Source organism: Enterovibrio sp. FF113 (assembly GCF_041439165.1).
GTDB classification, from domain to species: Bacteria; Pseudomonadota; Gammaproteobacteria; order Enterobacterales; family Vibrionaceae; genus Enterovibrio; species Enterovibrio norvegicus_A.
Map to the genome: position 1 here is coordinate 62,096 of NZ_JBGONO010000021.1, position 15,892 is coordinate 77,987.

13 protein-coding genes are annotated in these 15,892 nt (G+C 48.7%); 4 read left to right on the top strand and 9 right to left on the bottom strand.

Features of this window, described 5'->3' with window-relative positions:
- Positions 1 to 278 precede the first annotated feature (278 nt).
- The 5 genes from add to glnA all read right to left on the bottom strand — a co-directional run bounded on the left by add (position 279) and on the right by glnA (position 6,101).
- The gene (gene add / locus ACED36_RS16655; RefSeq protein WP_371733552.1) at positions 279 to 1,283 is read right to left on the bottom strand and encodes an adenosine deaminase; all 1,005 of its coding nucleotides are present in this window, start codon (positions 1,281 to 1,283) and stop codon (positions 279 to 281) included.
- A 135-nt stretch (positions 1,284 to 1,418) separates the two neighbouring features.
- A complete protein-coding gene (glnG, locus tag ACED36_RS16660; RefSeq protein ID WP_016959458.1) occupies positions 1,419 to 2,825 on the bottom strand; it encodes a nitrogen regulation protein NR(I) in 1,407 nt (468 codons plus the stop codon).
- 9 nt (positions 2,826 to 2,834) lie between these two features.
- On the bottom strand, positions 2,835 to 3,857 hold the full coding sequence (gene glnL / locus ACED36_RS16665) for a nitrogen regulation protein NR(II) (RefSeq protein WP_371733559.1): 1,023 nt from the start codon (positions 3,855 to 3,857) through the stop codon (positions 2,835 to 2,837).
- 165 nt (positions 3,858 to 4,022) lie between these two features.
- Positions 4,023 to 4,580: a DUF4124 domain-containing protein gene (locus tag ACED36_RS16670; RefSeq protein ID WP_371733553.1), complete on the bottom strand. Its 558-nt coding sequence runs from the start codon at positions 4,578 to 4,580 to the stop codon at positions 4,023 to 4,025.
- A 111-nt stretch (positions 4,581 to 4,691) separates the two neighbouring features.
- A complete protein-coding gene (gene glnA / locus ACED36_RS16675; RefSeq protein WP_016959455.1) occupies positions 4,692 to 6,101 on the bottom strand; it encodes a glutamate--ammonia ligase in 1,410 nt (469 codons plus the stop codon).
- A gap of 575 nt (positions 6,102 to 6,676) precedes the next feature.
- Between glnA and typA the strand changes: the two genes are divergently transcribed.
- On the top strand, positions 6,677 to 8,506 hold the full coding sequence (gene typA / locus ACED36_RS16680; RefSeq protein WP_016959454.1) for a translational GTPase TypA: 1,830 nt from the start codon (positions 6,677 to 6,679) through the stop codon (positions 8,504 to 8,506).
- A 97-nt stretch (positions 8,507 to 8,603) separates the two neighbouring features.
- Here the strand turns inward: typA and ACED36_RS16685 are convergent, their stop codons facing one another.
- Positions 8,604 to 8,852, bottom strand: a complete 249-nt coding sequence (locus ACED36_RS16685; protein ID WP_016959453.1) for a GlsB/YeaQ/YmgE family stress response membrane protein — start codon at positions 8,850 to 8,852, stop codon at positions 8,604 to 8,606.
- A 127-nt stretch (positions 8,853 to 8,979) separates the two neighbouring features.
- On the bottom strand, positions 8,980 to 9,615 hold the full coding sequence (locus ACED36_RS16690; RefSeq protein ID WP_017004992.1) for a DUF2959 domain-containing protein: 636 nt from the start codon (positions 9,613 to 9,615) through the stop codon (positions 8,980 to 8,982).
- 86 nt (positions 9,616 to 9,701) lie between these two features.
- Here ACED36_RS16690 and ACED36_RS16695 point away from each other — a divergent pair, with 86 nt between their 5' ends.
- Genes ACED36_RS16695 through ACED36_RS16705 form a run of 3 tightly spaced genes read left to right on the top strand, consistent with a single transcriptional unit; the run spans position 9,702 to position 11,995 of the window.
- Positions 9,702 to 10,553 carry a virulence factor BrkB family protein gene (locus ACED36_RS16695; protein WP_016959451.1) on the top strand — a complete coding sequence of 284 codons (852 nt, stop codon included), beginning with the start codon at positions 9,702 to 9,704 and terminating at the stop codon, positions 10,551 to 10,553.
- Between the two features lie 21 nt (positions 10,554 to 10,574).
- Positions 10,575 to 11,009, top strand: a complete 435-nt coding sequence (gene dtd, locus ACED36_RS16700) for a D-aminoacyl-tRNA deacylase (protein WP_016959450.1) — start codon at positions 10,575 to 10,577, stop codon at positions 11,007 to 11,009.
- A gap of 38 nt (positions 11,010 to 11,047) precedes the next feature.
- Positions 11,048 to 11,995 (top strand): bifunctional GNAT family N-acetyltransferase/hotdog fold thioesterase, encoded by a 948-nt coding sequence (locus tag ACED36_RS16705; protein ID WP_017004990.1) that lies wholly within the window; start codon positions 11,048 to 11,050, stop codon positions 11,993 to 11,995.
- Between the two features lie 9 nt (positions 11,996 to 12,004).
- On the opposite strand, the gene ACED36_RS16710 is transcribed toward ACED36_RS16705, so the two are convergent.
- Both ACED36_RS16710 and pckA read right to left on the bottom strand, forming a co-directional pair.
- Entirely contained in the window at positions 12,005 to 13,900 is a 1,896-nt protein-coding gene (locus tag ACED36_RS16710) for an AsmA family protein (RefSeq protein WP_016959447.1), read from the bottom strand.
- 166 nt (positions 13,901 to 14,066) lie between these two features.
- On the bottom strand, positions 14,067 to 15,698 hold the full coding sequence (pckA, locus tag ACED36_RS16715) for a phosphoenolpyruvate carboxykinase (ATP) (RefSeq protein ID WP_017004988.1): 1,632 nt from the start codon (positions 15,696 to 15,698) through the stop codon (positions 14,067 to 14,069).
- Positions 15,699 to 15,892 lie beyond the last annotated feature (194 nt).

The following is a 15,892-nucleotide window of genomic DNA, read 5'->3' on the forward strand; positions in this document are numbered from 1 at the left end:
GCGTCATCGCTTCTTAGCGTTTATGCGCCACTGCTGAGGCTAAATACAGCCAATACAACAGCAAGGGCTGCGGCTGCCAATTGGCCAGGACCAGCCGCTGTCATTTCATTCAGGGTAAACAGTGCGTCGAACATGTCACATCTCTACGGTGTCGTGGTGTAACTAAAACCCCATGAGTCTTAGTACGAAAATTCGGCGGCATTGTACGTGAGTTGTGAACAAAAAAACACCAGCGTTTGCTGGTGTTTTTGAATGTCGGTTTTTTGAGCCAGTAGCGACTAGCTACGCGCTAATGCTTTAGCCGTGAGTTCTGCTTTCTCGCTGTCAGACAGATAGGCGATTTCAAGACCATTTTGCTGCAGCTGCGTAATTTGCGTTTGGGTCAGTCCCACTTGTAGCGCAGCCACTTCGTATTCATAAGGCAACTCGATACCGGACACTGCTGGGTCGTCGGTATTCAGTGATGCAAGAATGCCGTGTGACAGGAATTGCTTGATAGGGTGGCTTTCTAGCGATGCAACGGTGCTGGTTTGCACGTTGGACGTCAGTGCCGTTTCGATACCAATGCGGTGTTTTGCCAGATATTCCATCAACGCAGGGTCTTCGATGGCTTTTACGCCGTGACCAATGCGGGTAGCGCCAAGCTCATTAATCGCCTGCCACATGCTTTCAGCACCCGCGGCTTCGCCCGCATGCACGGTCACGTTAAGGTTAGCTTTGCGTACTTTGGCAAAGTGATCGTTAAACTGATGACCTGGCTGACCCAGTTCATCACCAGCAAGATCGATAGCAATCAGGTGTTGTTTTAGTGCCAGCAGCGCATCAAGCTCTTGCATACAGGCGTCGACACCAAAAGTGCGGCTCATGATACCAATAAGGTTGGTTTTCACGCCAAAATCGCGGCTACCCGCTTGCACACCGTCAATCACTGCCTCAACCACACCTTGAACCGGTAGGTTGTGTTTCATTGCCATGTAATACGGCGAAAAACGCAGCTCCGCATAGTCGATACGCGCATTTAGTGCATCTTCCACGTTTTCGTAAGCAACGCGACGAACCGCATCCAGATCGCCCAGCACAGCAACACCCCAGTCGAGTTTTGACAGGAAACCGACGAGATCCGGCTCATTTGACATCACTTGAACGTGCGGGCGCAGTGTCTCGATAGTATCAGCAGGAAGCGTCATGCCGAACTTCTGACCCAGCTCCAAAATAGTGCGAATACGAATATTGCCATCAAGGTGTCGGTGCAAATCCGTCAAAGGAAGGTGGGTTGCGATCATTTTGAATATCCTTAAATCAACTTTTGGCAATTATACGAGCTATCTATCACCTCGTCAGTAATGCAAATAAACATAAACCGCCCATTAGGCGGTTTTGTTCTCTTTGTTTACGATTTATGTTGAAACTGTGGGACGCTAAGGCATTTGGAGTTCTTTGAGCTTTCGCGTTAACGTATTTCGACCCCATCCAAGCAGCTTAGCTGCTTCTTGTTTGTGCCCGCGCGTATGGCTCAATGCTTCACGCAACAGAATTCGCTCAAACTCTGGCAAGGCTTCTCGCAATAAGTTGTCATCGCCTTTACCCAGAGATGTACGAGCCCACTGTGACAAGGCTTGCTGCCAACTATCGACCTCACCGCTTGCGGCGTTAACTTCAGGCTGCATCAATTCTGGGGGTAAATCCTCTGGCAAAATCTCTTTGCCGCTTCCCATGACGGTTAGCCAGCGACAAATATTCTCCAACTGCCTAACGTTGCCAGGCCAAGGTAAGCCTGCAATCAAATCTAACGTCGTCGGATGAAGTGTTTTGACTTCGATATCTAGTTCATCAGACGCTCGCTTGAGGAAGTGTTTCGCCAGTTGACCAATATCCTGACGGCGCTCGCGAAGGGCTGGAAGGTGAACACGAATAACATTGAGACGGTGGAATAAATCTTCACGAAAGCTGCCTTCGGCGACCAGTCGCTCCAGGTGTTGGTGGGTGGCGGCAATAATACGAACGTCGACCTTGATGGCTTGATGCCCCCCGACTCGATAAAACTGACCATCGGCTAGAACGCGCAACAGACGGGTTTGAATGTCGAGGGGCATATCGCCGATTTCATCAAGAAACAACGTGCCGCCGTTGGCCTGTTCAAAACGCCCCTGACGGACGCTGTTAGCGCCTGTAAATGCGCCTTTTTCATGGCCGAATAATTCAGATTCAATCAGATCTTTCGGAATTGCGGCCATATTCAGTGCAATGAATGATTTGCTCGCGCGCGGGCTGTGTCGGTGAAGTGCATGCGCCACCAACTCTTTACCTGTGCCTGATTCACCGTTGATTAATACTGATATAGAAGAGCGAGATAAACGGCCAATGGCGCGAAACACTTCTTGCATAGATGGCGCTTCACCGATGATTTCCGGTGCGGCTTCCATGGCTTCTTTCGGGGCGCGTTGGCGTTTTTGCTCTTGGCTATGAGAAACCGCCCGTTCAACCAGAACGACCGCTTCATCAATATCAAACGGCTTAGGAAGGTACTCAAATGCCCCTTTTTGATAGGCACTGACAGCGGCATCCAGATCAGAATGCGCCGTCATGATGATCACGGGTAACGTTGGGTATTCCGTTTGCAGACGATTGAGCAGTGCAAACCCATCAGTGCCAGGCATACGAATGTCTGACACCAGTACGTCTGGCACTTCGCGGTTGAGGCCGTCCAATACGCTATCGGCATCGGCAAAGGTTTCACATGCCATGCCCGCCGCGTTGAGCGTGCGTTCTAACACCCAGCGGATAGAGCTGTCATCATCGACGACCCAGATTAGTCCTTTGCTCATGTTCTCCCCTTAGCGTCGAATTGGTAGCAAAATGGTGAAGGTCGTGTGTCCCGGCCAACTGTTGACGTAAATTTTACCTTTGTGCTGATCGATGAGATTGCGCGTGATAGACAACCCCAGCCCTGTGCCGCCCGGTCGTCCGGACACCATGGGATAAAACAAAGTGTCTTGAAGCTCTGGCGCAATGCCGGGGCCGTTGTCTGATACATCTATGCGTGCAGCTAATCGGTGACGCTTACCGCTGATCACGACTTGATGTTCGGTTCGGGTGCGCAAGGTGATTTGCGCATTGGGCGTGTCAGCCAGAATTTGCGCGGCATTGTTCAGAACATTCAACAGCGCTTGTTCCAGTTGCTCTGGGTCCATCTCGATATCTGGCAGGCTAGGATCGTAATCTCGCTCAATGCTGATGTCCTCCGCGCCTAATGCGACAAGTTGGCGCACTTTTTCCAACACCACATGAATGTTTTCTTGTTGGCTATGTCCCGGCCTTTGCGGGCCAAGCAAACGGTCAACCAAGTTTCGTAGGCGATCAGCTTGTTCGATGATGATCTGCGTGTATTCGCCAAGACTTGGGTCTGGCAACATCTTCTCCAACAGTTGCGCTGCGCCGCGAAGTCCACCAAGTGGATTTTTAATCTCATGAGCGAGTCCACGAACTAACTCTTTTGCGGCTTGTTGCTGGGCTTGTTGTTGGAGTTCTTTGCTTATTTGCTGCTGATGGCCAATGGCTTTGATTTCGAGCAGCATGGAAGGGCTGCGCTGCCACATTAAGGGACTCGCGCTTAATTCAACCTTTCGCTGGTGACCATCGACGACCAAGGTCACGTCACTGTCGGTCAGGCCTTGCCCGTTCGCCAGCGTCTCTTTGACATGCTCGAGATCGATGGAGCAATGCTGAATAACGTCAGACAGCGGATGGTCGCGCATTCGACGTGCACTCAAGCAAAGCAATTGCTCGGCGGCGGGATTGGCATAAGTCACAGCAAGTTCATTATCGAGCACCAAAATTGCCGTGATCAGGTTGTCCATTACAGTTTCTGTCAGAGTGGCCACATCACCTTCCTATTTGGCTGCACCAGTGTGGTGCAATCAAGTTTACTTGATTGTGCATCGCTGTGCATCGCTGTGCATTCTTGTGCAGTGGTGAAAACGTGCGTTGCATTCAGTTGCTTGCACTAGGTGACCCTGATTACGCTATCGAGGGGTTGGCTTCCCTTTAGGCGGGGCTTTTCGTTGAATTGCCCGATGCAGGAATACAGTCACTGAAGAGGTAGTAGCAATAACCTTGCCATCTTGTAGCAACTGCACCTTGATGGTGTGGCTGCCGCGATCAACGTTGTCGAGCGCTAACTGCAAGCTCTGTTGGGATGGTTGAGACTTTCCGTCTACGAGTGCGCGAACTTTTTGATTTTTTCCCAATGGCAGATCGGTAGAAAGCTCGATGTTAATCATGCCTTGGTTGTTACGAATCGTTGCATCATTGGTAGGCGAAAGAAGTGTGACACGGGTGGCGAGAGCAGGTGCTTCTGGTATTGGAGGAATAGGAGGAGCGGCTGGGGATGAGGGCGCGGCGACATTGCCCGAATTGGACTGGGTTAAGATATCAACGTCGAATGTCATCTCAATGCTGATCTCAGGTCGGGCATCACTAAAATGGACGGTGCCGTTTTCATCGACCCAGCGATAATACTCACTGGCATACGCCACGTTTGATAATGCACCAATAAGAAGCAACAGCCATGTTCGACGCATGAATCTATCCTTGAACCGAAAAGTGATATTTTGCGCCTAAGTCATATTGAGACAATAGAAAAAGGGCCCGCTTGTGAGCGAGCCCTTTGATTTGATATGAAACTTGTCTAATTACACAGAGTAATACAGTTCAAATTCCAGTGGGTGCGTAGCCATGTTTACTTTTTCAACGTCCTGAGATTTCAAACCGATGTAAGAATCGATGAAATCGTCAGAGAATACGCCACCTGAAGTCAAGAATTCACGATCTTCGTCAAGTGCTTTCAATGCAATTTCCAGAGACTCAGCAACTTTTGGAATCTCTGCTGCTTCTTCTGCAGGAAGGTCATACAAATCTTTGTCCATTGCATCGCCAGGGTGGATCTTGTTCTTGATACCGTCAAGACCAGCCATCAGAAGTGCTGCAAACGCCAAGTATGGGTTAGCGGCTGGATCTGGGAAACGTGCTTCGATACGGCGTGCTTTCGGGCTTGGTACCACTGGGATACGGATAGAAGCAGAACGGTTACGTGCAGAGTATGCAAGCATAACTGGCGCTTCGAAGCCTGGAACAAGACGCTTGTATGAGTTAGTTGCCGGGTTAGCAAAGGCGTTGATAGCACGTGCGTGCTTGATGATACCGCCAATGTAGTACAGCGCCATTTCAGACAGGCCGCCGTATTTGTCACCAGCAAACAAGTTCTGACCATCTTTATTCAAAGACATGTGAACATGCATACCAGAACCATTATCGCCAACCAGTGGCTTAGGCATGAAGGTCGCTGTTTTACCAAATGCGTGCGCAACGTTGTGAACAACGTACTTGTAGATTTGGATTTCGTCAGCTTTTGAAGTCAGTGTGTTGAAACGTGTTGCGATTTCGTTCTGACCTGCAGTTGCTACTTCGTGGTGATGCGCTTCAACAACAAGGCCCATTTCTTCCATAACCAGACACATGGCTGAACGGATATCTTGTGATGAATCAACAGGGGCAACTGGGAAATAACCGCCTTTCACGCCTGGACGGTGACCTTTGTTACCGCCTTCGAAATCAGAACCTGAGTTCCATGATGCTTCAACGTCGTCAATCTTAAAGAAAGAGCCTGACATGTTGTTGGCAAATTTCACGTCGTCAAATAGGAAGAATTCTGGCTCTGGACCAACAAGTACGGTATCCGCGATACCCGTAGAACGCATGTAATCTTCAGCGCGCTTTGAGATAGAACGTGGGTCACGGTCATAGCCTTGCATGGTTGCTGGCTCAAGAATATCGCAACGGATGTTCAGGGTGCTGTCTTCAGTAAACGGGTCAAGCACAGCAGTAGACGCGTCAGGCATCATTACCATGTCTGATTCGTTGATGCCCTTCCAGCCGGCAACAGAAGAACCATCAAACATTTTGCCGTCTTCAAAGAAGTCTGCATCAACTTGATGTGCTGGGATTGAGATGTGCTGCTCTTTACCTTTGGTATCGGTGAAGCGCAGATCAATAAATTTCACTTCGTGCTCTTGGATTAAGGCGAGTACGTTTTCTACTGACATGTGAATAAACCTCCGGTGTCGTTATTCTCTAAATTAGCAAAGCTACTTTCGTGTGCTCTACCAAAAAGTTGGTCTGAGCACTCTAAAGCGAAAAGTGTGCCAAGTTTGAAATTTCCGTTAATGCCTGTATTTAGGCGATTTTGCGTTGAAATTGTGCAAACCCGTGATCAAGTTTGGTGCGCGTCCGCACCAAGATGGTGCAATGGAAGGATTGCGTGACCAATGGATTCATTCAGCAGTGGTTGGAGGGCCTTGTCAATCACTCTCACGGCAGAAAGCAGACACAATGTCGGAGCTGTGAACCAGATCGAAGTCTCGAAGCTTTTGCTTTTGTGGCGCAAAAATCACCCGTTATGTGGGGGAAAATAAGGGATAGAGCTGTTTTTTTATTCGCCTAATAGTGTGTCATCAATAAGGTGATATGAAGATAAATTGATCCTGAGTCACATAGTTGGTGGGTTTTGAGTAAAAATCTGTTAAATTACGACCGGATTTTAATCAAGTGGCGGTGAGTGCTTCTGGCGGGTTTGCTGGTTGCCTTTGGCGGCACATCTTTTTTGAGTGAAAGAGTACCCATGTCTACCTTACAGATAGATAAACTAAGAAATATCGCGATCATCGCGCACGTTGACCATGGTAAAACTACCCTAGTTGATAAGCTGCTTCAGCAGTCTGGCACCCTAGAAACACGTGGCGAGCACGAAGAACGCGTCATGGACTCGAACGACATCGAGAAAGAGCGTGGCATTACCATTCTGGCGAAGAACACCGCTATTAACTGGAATGACTACCGTATCAACATCGTAGATACTCCAGGACACGCCGACTTCGGTGGTGAAGTTGAGCGTATCATGTCGATGGTTGACTCTGTTCTTCTGATCGTTGATGCCGTTGATGGCCCAATGCCACAGACTCGTTTCGTAACGCAAAAAGCGTTTGGTCACGGTCTGAAGCCAATTGTTGTTATCAACAAAATTGACCGTCCTGGCGCACGTCCTGATTGGGTTATGGATCAGGTTTTTGACCTGTTCGACAACCTAGGCGCAACTGACGAACAACTGGATTTCCAAGTGGTTTACGCATCAGCACTGAATGGCTGGGCGACCTTGGAAGAAGGCGAAGTTGGCGAAAACATGGAACCGTTGTTCCAAGCTATCGTTGATAACGTGTCTGCACCAGAAGTTGAAGCGAATGGCACACTGCAGATGCAAATCTCTCAGTTGGATTACAGCTCATACGTTGGTGTTATCGGTGTTGGCCGCGTAACGCGTGGTTCGGTTAAGCCAAATCAACAAGTGACCATCATTGGCGCAGACGGAAAAACCCGTAACGGTAAAGTCGGTACTGTCCTTGGTTACCTTGGCCTTGAGCGCCATGATATCGACCAAGCGCATGCTGGTAATATCGTCGCTATCACAGGTTTGGGTGAGATGAAAATCTCTGACACCATCTGTGATGTGAACGCAGTTGAAGCGTTGCCACCTCTGTCTGTCGACGAACCAACCGTTACCATGACCTTCCAGGTGAATACTTCTCCGTTCGCGGGCAAAGAAGGTAAGTTTGTTACTTCACGTAACATCCTTGAGCGTCTGCAAAAAGAATTGGTTCACAACGTTGCTCTGCGCGTTGAAGAAACCGGTGATCCGGATCGCTTCCGTGTATCAGGTCGTGGTGAACTTCACCTGTCTATCCTGATCGAAAACATGCGTCGTGAAGGCTTCGAGCTGGCGGTATCTCGCCCTGAAGTTATCATCAAAGAAGAAGACGGCCAGAAAATGGAACCGTTTGAAACTGTGACTATCGACGTGTTGGAAGAAAACCAAGGCGGCATCATGGAGAAAATCGGTTTGCGTAAAGGCGAACTGACTAACATGGCGACTGACGGTAAAGGCCGTGTGCGCATGGACTTCGTCATGCCTTCTCGTGGTCTGATCGGTTTCCAAACTGAGTTCCTGACGTTGACTTCAGGTTCTGGTTTGATTTACCACACGTTTGATCACTACGGTCCAATGAAGCCTGGCATTATTGGTCAGCGTAAAAATGGCGTACTGATTTCTAACGCAACAGGTAAAGCACTGACTTACGCACTGTTTAACCTGCAAGAGCGTGGCCGTCTATTCTCTGAGCACGCTGACGAAGTATACGAAGGTCAAGTTATCGGTATCCATAACCGTTCTAACGACCTGACAGTAAACTGTCTGAAGGGTAAGCAGCTGACCAACGTTCGTGCGTCTGGTACTGATGAAGCGCAAACGCTTTCTCCTGCTATCAAGTACACCCTTGAGCAAGCGCTGGAATTCATCGATGATGATGAACTGGTAGAAGTCACGCCAGAAAGCATTCGTATTCGTAAGAAACTTCTTACTGAAAACGATCGCAAACGCGCAAGCCGCGGCAGCAAGTAATTTGTCTGCACTAAGCGAATAAGAAAAAGCCTCCTATGATGGAGGCTTTTTTGTCTCTGTTGTATCAGTACTTCTTCGACGACTTGCTTGCTATTGGTTACTTGGCGAATCGGTTGTAGAGAAACAACAGGATAAGCGCACCAACCGTAGCCATGACAATACTACCTAGGCTTAATCCGCCAGCAGTACCAATACCAATGAGTGAGCTTACCCAGCCACCGACAACAGCACCTGCGATACCCAGCAGTGTGGTCATAATGAAACCACCGCCGTCTTTCCCTGGCATAATCCACTTCGCCAAGATGCCAGCGAGTAGTCCAAGAATAATCCAAGAAATAATACCCATGTGTTCTCCTCCATGTTGAGAGACGGTTTTCATACCGTTGAATGCAGGCAGAAATTTGCCTGCGCAAACGATAAGGGAATTTGTCTTACTCAGCGTGTTCCACTTGTGAGAAACAGAGGAAGCTAATTTAATTCTTTAAGGTGGAAAGGAACCGCTCTGATTCGGCAATAGCCAGCTGCATATCTTTGATTGCGCGATTAATATCTTGTTCTAGATCCGAAAATTCACCTTTGAGTGCGCCAATGGCCGCTGCATTCAAGTTGTGTTTAAGATACAGAGTGTTATCGCGTAAGGTATCGAGTACTGGTACCATTTTGCTTTCAGCCTTTTTCATCGCCGACAGCATTTGTTGATAACTTCGCTCTGTCGCTTTGAGTTTGCGCTCGCTTTCGCGGCGCAGTTTAGTGCTGGAATACAGCGACAGCTCATCTTGCCATTCGTCGAACAAAGCATCCGATACATCCTCAACGCCCTTGATGCGTTCGCGAACGTTTTCAACCGCCTTTTCGCTGTCTTCGTATTGATCGTTGATGGTGTTGTACATCGCTTCCAATTCACCACCATCAAAATTGGTCAGTGTGGAGAGTGCCTCGAGGGCGCTAGTGAATTGCTCGCTGGCTTCTTGTTGTGCCTCTGAAGCGGCTTCGACGCGGTCAGCCATGATATCGCGTTTATGAATGCCAACTTGCTCCATGGTGGCATAATAGGCGGACTGGCAGCCAGCCAGCGTGAAAACAAGAAACAGGGTAGAGAGAAGACGCACGGTAAACTCCTTTACGTTATGATTAACCTTCTTTACAAGAGACTATGGTTTAAGCAGTGGAACGACTCAAGTATTTAGTGCCCAGGATGGGACAGATTCTGTTTGCCTTTTTGAGGCATCTTATTCTTCGTATTGTTCATGACCGCATGACAGTCAACGCAGGTTACATGGCTTACGTCACTTTGTTGTCTTTAGTGCCGCTGATCACAGTGGTGCTATCTGCGCTTTCACTCGTTCCTGGCTTTGCGGAAGCGGGCGATCAAATTCGCACTTTTGTGCTGCACAACTTTGTGCCAGCCTCCGGCGATGCGTTAGAGCAATACCTCAACCAGTTTGTGGCCAATGCAGGCAAGATGACAGCTGTCGGTGTCGCTTTTTTGTTTGTCGTGGCTTTGATGCTAATTTCAGCCATTGATAGAAGCCTAAATTACATCTGGCGAGTGGAACACAAGCGCGCACCCGTCGTGTCTTTTTCGATTTATTGGATGGTCTTAACTTTGGGCCCCGTACTCGTGGGCAGTAGCATTGGTGTGAGCTCTTATTTGGGATCACTTAATTTACTTCAGCTTGACGGTGCCGAAATGTGGGCGCCAGCACTGCTTCGCGGGTTGCCATTTTTACTCACATCGTTGGCATTTATGGGTTTGTATACCTTGGTGCCAAATTGTCGAATTCGCGCGATCCATGCGTTAATTGGCGCCATGTCTGCGAGTGTATTGTTCGAATTCAGTAAAAAGGCCTTTGCTTTCTACGCCACGAATTTTCCGTCCTATGAGCTTATCTACGGCGCATTAGCCGTCGTACCACTGCTGTTTGTTTGGGTCTACCTCAGCTGGTGCATCGTGCTGTTGGGGGCTGAAATCACTGCGTCTTTAGGCGAACGGGCGATGTGGTACGTCGAGCCCAATTCGGATAAAAAGCAAGTTACTGATAATTAAGATGATAAGAAAGGAACTGATATGATTGCGCTAATCCAGCGAGTCAGTGAGGCCAATGTGGTCGTTGATGGCAATGTGGTCGGTGAGATTGGTAAAGGGTTGCTGGTACTGTTGGGTGTTGAGAAAGGCGATGACGATAAAAAAGCGCATCGATTACACGAAAAAGTGCTCGGCTACCGCATCTTTGAAGATGAGAATGGAAAGATGAACTTGAACGTTCAACAAGCTGGGGGGGATGTGCTGGTGGTGTCGCAATTCACCTTGGCAGCAGACACGAAAAAAGGCATGCGTCCTAGCTTTAATGGTGCACCGCCGCTAGAAGCTGACCGTCTTTATCAGCTTTTCTCGCAACATTGCCGTGACAGCGGCGTTCGCACTGAAAATGGAATTTTCGCGGCTGACATGAAAGTCAGTCTGACCAATGACGGGCCTGTAACCTTTTGGTTGCAAGCCTAGCGCCGAGTTTTGCTCGGTTCACAAGGAGAGGAGCAACGATGTTTCGATTGATCACACCAACGAAGGAAAGTGAGCTTAATGCCTATTTCCATTTTCGCTGGAAGATGCTCCGTGAACCTTGGCGTCACCCTGAAGGCTCTGAACGCGATGCCTATGATGTCGGTGCACATCACCGCATGATTGTTGATGCGAAAGGCGAACCCATTGCGATTGGACGCCTTTACATTAGCCCTGATAATGATGGGCAAATTCGTTACATGGCTGTTGCACCACAATATCGCACCCGGGGGTTGGGCGCGTTGGTATTGATGGCGTTGGAATCTTTAGCGCGTCAAGAAGGTGCAAAGCGCCTTGTGTGTAATTCACGAGAGGACGCGATTGGTTTTTACAGTGCCAATGGATTTGTGAATCAGGGCGAATTGAGTGAAGAGCGCGGGCCTGTGCAACACCAGCAAATGCTTAAACTGCTTGACCCGATGTCTGACGTTGTCCGTCGTCCGGAATGGTGCCATGAGTTACAACAACGTTGGCAGCAGCAAATCCCAATTAGCGACAAAATGGGGATTCGTATTTCCCAGTTCACGGGTTACCGTTTTGAAGTGTCAGCCTTGCTAAACGCCAATTTGAATCCTCATGATTCGATGTTTGCTGGCAGTGTATTCAGTATGGCCACACTGACGGGATGGGGCATGGTATGGTTGCTGATGAAAGAACGTCAGCTGTCTGCCGCGATTGTGTTAGCTGACAGTCATATTCGTTACCGCAAACCTATCACTGAGCGTCCGCGTGCGGCGGTTTCATTAGACAGCTTAAGCGGTGATTTGGATCGTCTTGCTAATGGTCGTCGAGCACGTGTTAAGCTCGAAGTGACCATATACAGTGGTGATGACGTGGCAGGAAACTTCACGGGCACGTTCGTGTTAATGCCAGAAGCGAGCACCAACGAGCACGATGCGATGCCAAATCAAACCTTACTATTCAGTTAACGCTATCTTCTAGCGTGACGCATTCGTCAACGTCCCTTCTTTTGTCACTAAATCCCAGCTACCTGAAAGGGATGCGTTGCCAGTGTTTGCTTTCACACTGACTGGGGCGAGTGAAATACGCCCACGATCGGCGGCAAGCTTCACTTGTTCTACCGTCATTGGCAATCGCATGTTGTCACCGTCTTCATTGAGCGGAACAAAAATCCCCAACAGGCTTTGTGACAAGGATTGTTCTGGGCGGGTTGTTAGCTCGGTACGATAGGGCGTTGCGACCACATTACCACTCAAACTATAAGCAAAACTGTCTTTGTCTGCTCCCAACCCGGATAGGCGCGCGTCCACATCGTGTTCTCCACTTAGTGGCAATGTCACGCCCAGCCAACGTTGATATAGCTCGTTCGGAATGCGAAGACCGCTGATCTCTGTTACCCATGGATGACTAGGATTTAAGAGTTGAACGCGTGCTTTCACCGAAAGCTGTCCTTGTGAAAAAGACACGCTCAGCGGGTCTAAATGCCATTCACCTTTATTGTCGACGTGCATATTGGCATAGGGTGCCGTTACTGGAATTCGGTTGATGCTGGCCGCAGCAGCACTGGCAGTAAGCGCGCCTTGCCACATGCCATTTTGTGCGTGTTGGCGCGGGATCAGATCGCGACCGCGTAAGTTCAATCCAATGACTTGGATTGGAAAAGCGGGGTCGGGAAGCGTGATATTGGTATGTTTAACAGAAAATTGTCCGAGCTCGACGGTGTCAAACGCTGCCCACTTTTGCTGTAAGACAGCGAACATCGTGGTGTCTAATTCAATGTCCAAGCCATTGGCTGTTAGGGTATTGAGTTTAAGCGACGAGGTGTCCATTTTTCCTGAAAAAGAGACAAACCCTTCATCATTTATTTTCGACGAAAAAGCGCTGACATCGACGCGAGTGGGAGACAAAGACAAGTCTGCCAACAGATCGGTGAAAAGCCATTGGCCAACATTGAACAAGCTGGCATTAAACGACAGCAATGAGGCCGCAGTATTCGGCGTCCACACCAACTCGCCATTTTGTAAGTTGACCGATTGCACCGAGAAATTAAGGTGCTCAACCGTGATGTCAGTTAATGCCGCACTGACATCCAGAAGATCCAGCCGTTTAATATTGATGTCGTAATGTTGGCTGAATGTATCCCATTGTTTTTTGAGCTTCTGCAGTGACTCTGAAGGCTCAATACGCGTATCAGAGAGCGTGAGTTGGTGTACGACCCATAAATGATTTGATTGCAGTGTCGCGCTGCCTGTCACGTTACCGAAAGGGCTGTTAAGCGATAGCCCCCATATCTCCCAAGCATCATCTCGATATTCACTGTCGAGTAGAAGGTTCGTCAGCGTTTGCCCGTCGATCACTATCTTAGGGGCAGACAGCTGAAACTTTCCTTGCCACGCTCCCCATGTCGATGGGCTGTTTTTCCAATCTGAGATTTGGATGTCGGCGTGTGCGAAGGAAATAGCTTCGCTGTGATAGTTCACGTCATCCAGTGCGAGATGGTCAATGGTTAGGGACGGTGGCAGTGAGGATTTCATTGCTTCATCGATATCAAGGCCGCGCACGACAACACTGCGTAAGGTCATTTCACCGGACAAAGATGCCAACGGAGAGAGGCGTAATGAAATGAAATGGGCTGCGTGGTGTTTTTGTGGGTCGTTATTATGTGTCAGTTGAGGATCGGAAAGTGCTAGCGTCAAAGGCGCGAGCAAGTTGTACTCTAATGACGTTGCGCTCAGTTCATAAGGCGTAAGCAGTCTTACGGCCTGTTTGACCATTGGCAGTCCAAAGTTCGTACTCAGCACCGTCAGAAATGTAGCCAGTGTCACCACAAGCACGATCAGCAACGAAGCAAGTAGCTTGGTGAGCAAACGCATTTGGCGATCTTCTCTTTATGTGACGCAAGGTGGGGGCGGATAAGCCGCGGATGTGTTGAGGTTGGCGCAAAAATCGACGTTATTCAAGTGGTAATAAAAGCCGATGTGAAGCGGGATTGAGAAAAACAAAGCCCTCAAGGTTGAGGGCTTTGATTGATTTGACGACTTAGTCTAGCTGTGGACCTGCTTTAACCAGCGCTTGGCCTTCCGCATTGTCCGTGTATTCGACGAAGTTATCGATAAAGCGTTTCGCCAAGTCTTCCGCCTTACTTTCCCACTGAAGTGGGTCAACATAGGTGTCGCGTGGATCCAAAATGGTTGAATCAACGCCTGGAAGGCTGGTTGGCACCTTCAGGTTAAAGATTGGGATATCTTTGGTTTCCGCTGTTTCAATCGAACCATCAAGAATCGCATCGATAATGCCGCGGGTATCTTTGATCGAGATACGTTTACCCGTGCCATTCCAACCTGTATTGACCAGATAGGCTTCCGCACCTACCGCTTCCATACGTTTCACCAGCACTTCCGCATATTGCGTCGGATGAAGAGTGAGGAAGGCTTTGCCGAAGCAAGCTGAGAAGGTCGGTGTTGGCTCGGTGATACCACGCTCAGTACCCGCAAGTTTCGCTGTGAAGCCAGACAAAAAGTGGTACTTGGTTTGTTCAGGCGTAAGCTTAGAAACGGGGGGTAAGACACCAAAGGCATCCGCTGACAGGAAAATCACTTTATTGGCATGACCGCCTTTGGAAATCGGCTTGACGATGTTTTCGATGTGGTAGATCGGATAAGAAACACGGGTGTTTTCTGTTTTCGAACCATCATCAAAATCAATAGATCCATCGCCGAGAACGGTGACGTTTTCTAACAGCGCATCACGGCGGATGGCGTTATAGATGTCAGGTTCCGCTTCTTTCGACAACTTGATGGTTTTCGCGTAGCAACCACCTTCGAAGTTGAACACGCCATTGTCATCCCAGCCGTGCTCGTCATCACCGATGAGTTCGCGTTTTGGATCGGTCGACAAGGTGGTTTTACCTGTGCCAGACAAACCAAAGAAGATCGCCACATCGCCTTCTTCGCCTTTGTTGGCAGAGCAGTGCATTGATGCAATGTTCTTAAGAGGCAGGAAGTAGTTCATCATGGCGAACATGCCTTTCTTCATCTCGCCGCCGTACCAAGTACCGCCGATGAGTTGCATGCGTTCAGTGAGGTTGAACACCGTGAAGTTTTCGGAGTTCAGACCATGCTCTTGCCATTTTTCGTTGACGCATTTCGCCCCATTCATGACCACGAAATCAGGTTCAAAGTTTTCCAGCTCTTCTTCTGTTGGGCGGATAAACATGTTTTTCACGAAGTGTGCCTGCCAGGCAACTTCGGTGATGACGCGGATGTTGAGGCGGGTATCTGGATTTGCACCACAATAGCCATCAATCACAAACAGACGTTTGCCCGAAAGCTGTTGGGTCACTAAATCTTTGAGATCATTCCATACGTGCTGATCGATAGGTTTATTGTCGTTGGCACCTTGATCAGACCACCACAGTGTATCTTTCGTGGTGTCGTCTTTGACAATGTATTTATCTTTGGGAGAACGTCCAGTGAAGATACCAGTATCGACGGCCACTGCTCCGAGTTCAGTGACGATGCCTTTCTCATATCCTTTCAGTTCCGGTTTTGTTTCTTCAGCAAACAACTGTTCGTAGGTAGGGTTACGAACTACTTCTTCTGCATCGAAAATGCCGTGTTGTGACAAATCGATACTGTGTGCAACCTTTTTATCGACGTTCATGACAGTCATAGGTGCTCCTTGGGTAAGATGTAATGTAACTGTCGTCCATGCTAGCAATCTGAATTAGTCAATTCAGAGAGTTAATTCAAAAAATAACCACAAACTTATTAGGGTAAAGTAATACTCTTAACGAGTCTGTATTACATATATTACCGTCATGTTGCTCAGTTGTGCCACATGAGATCGATTATTATTTGTACAAA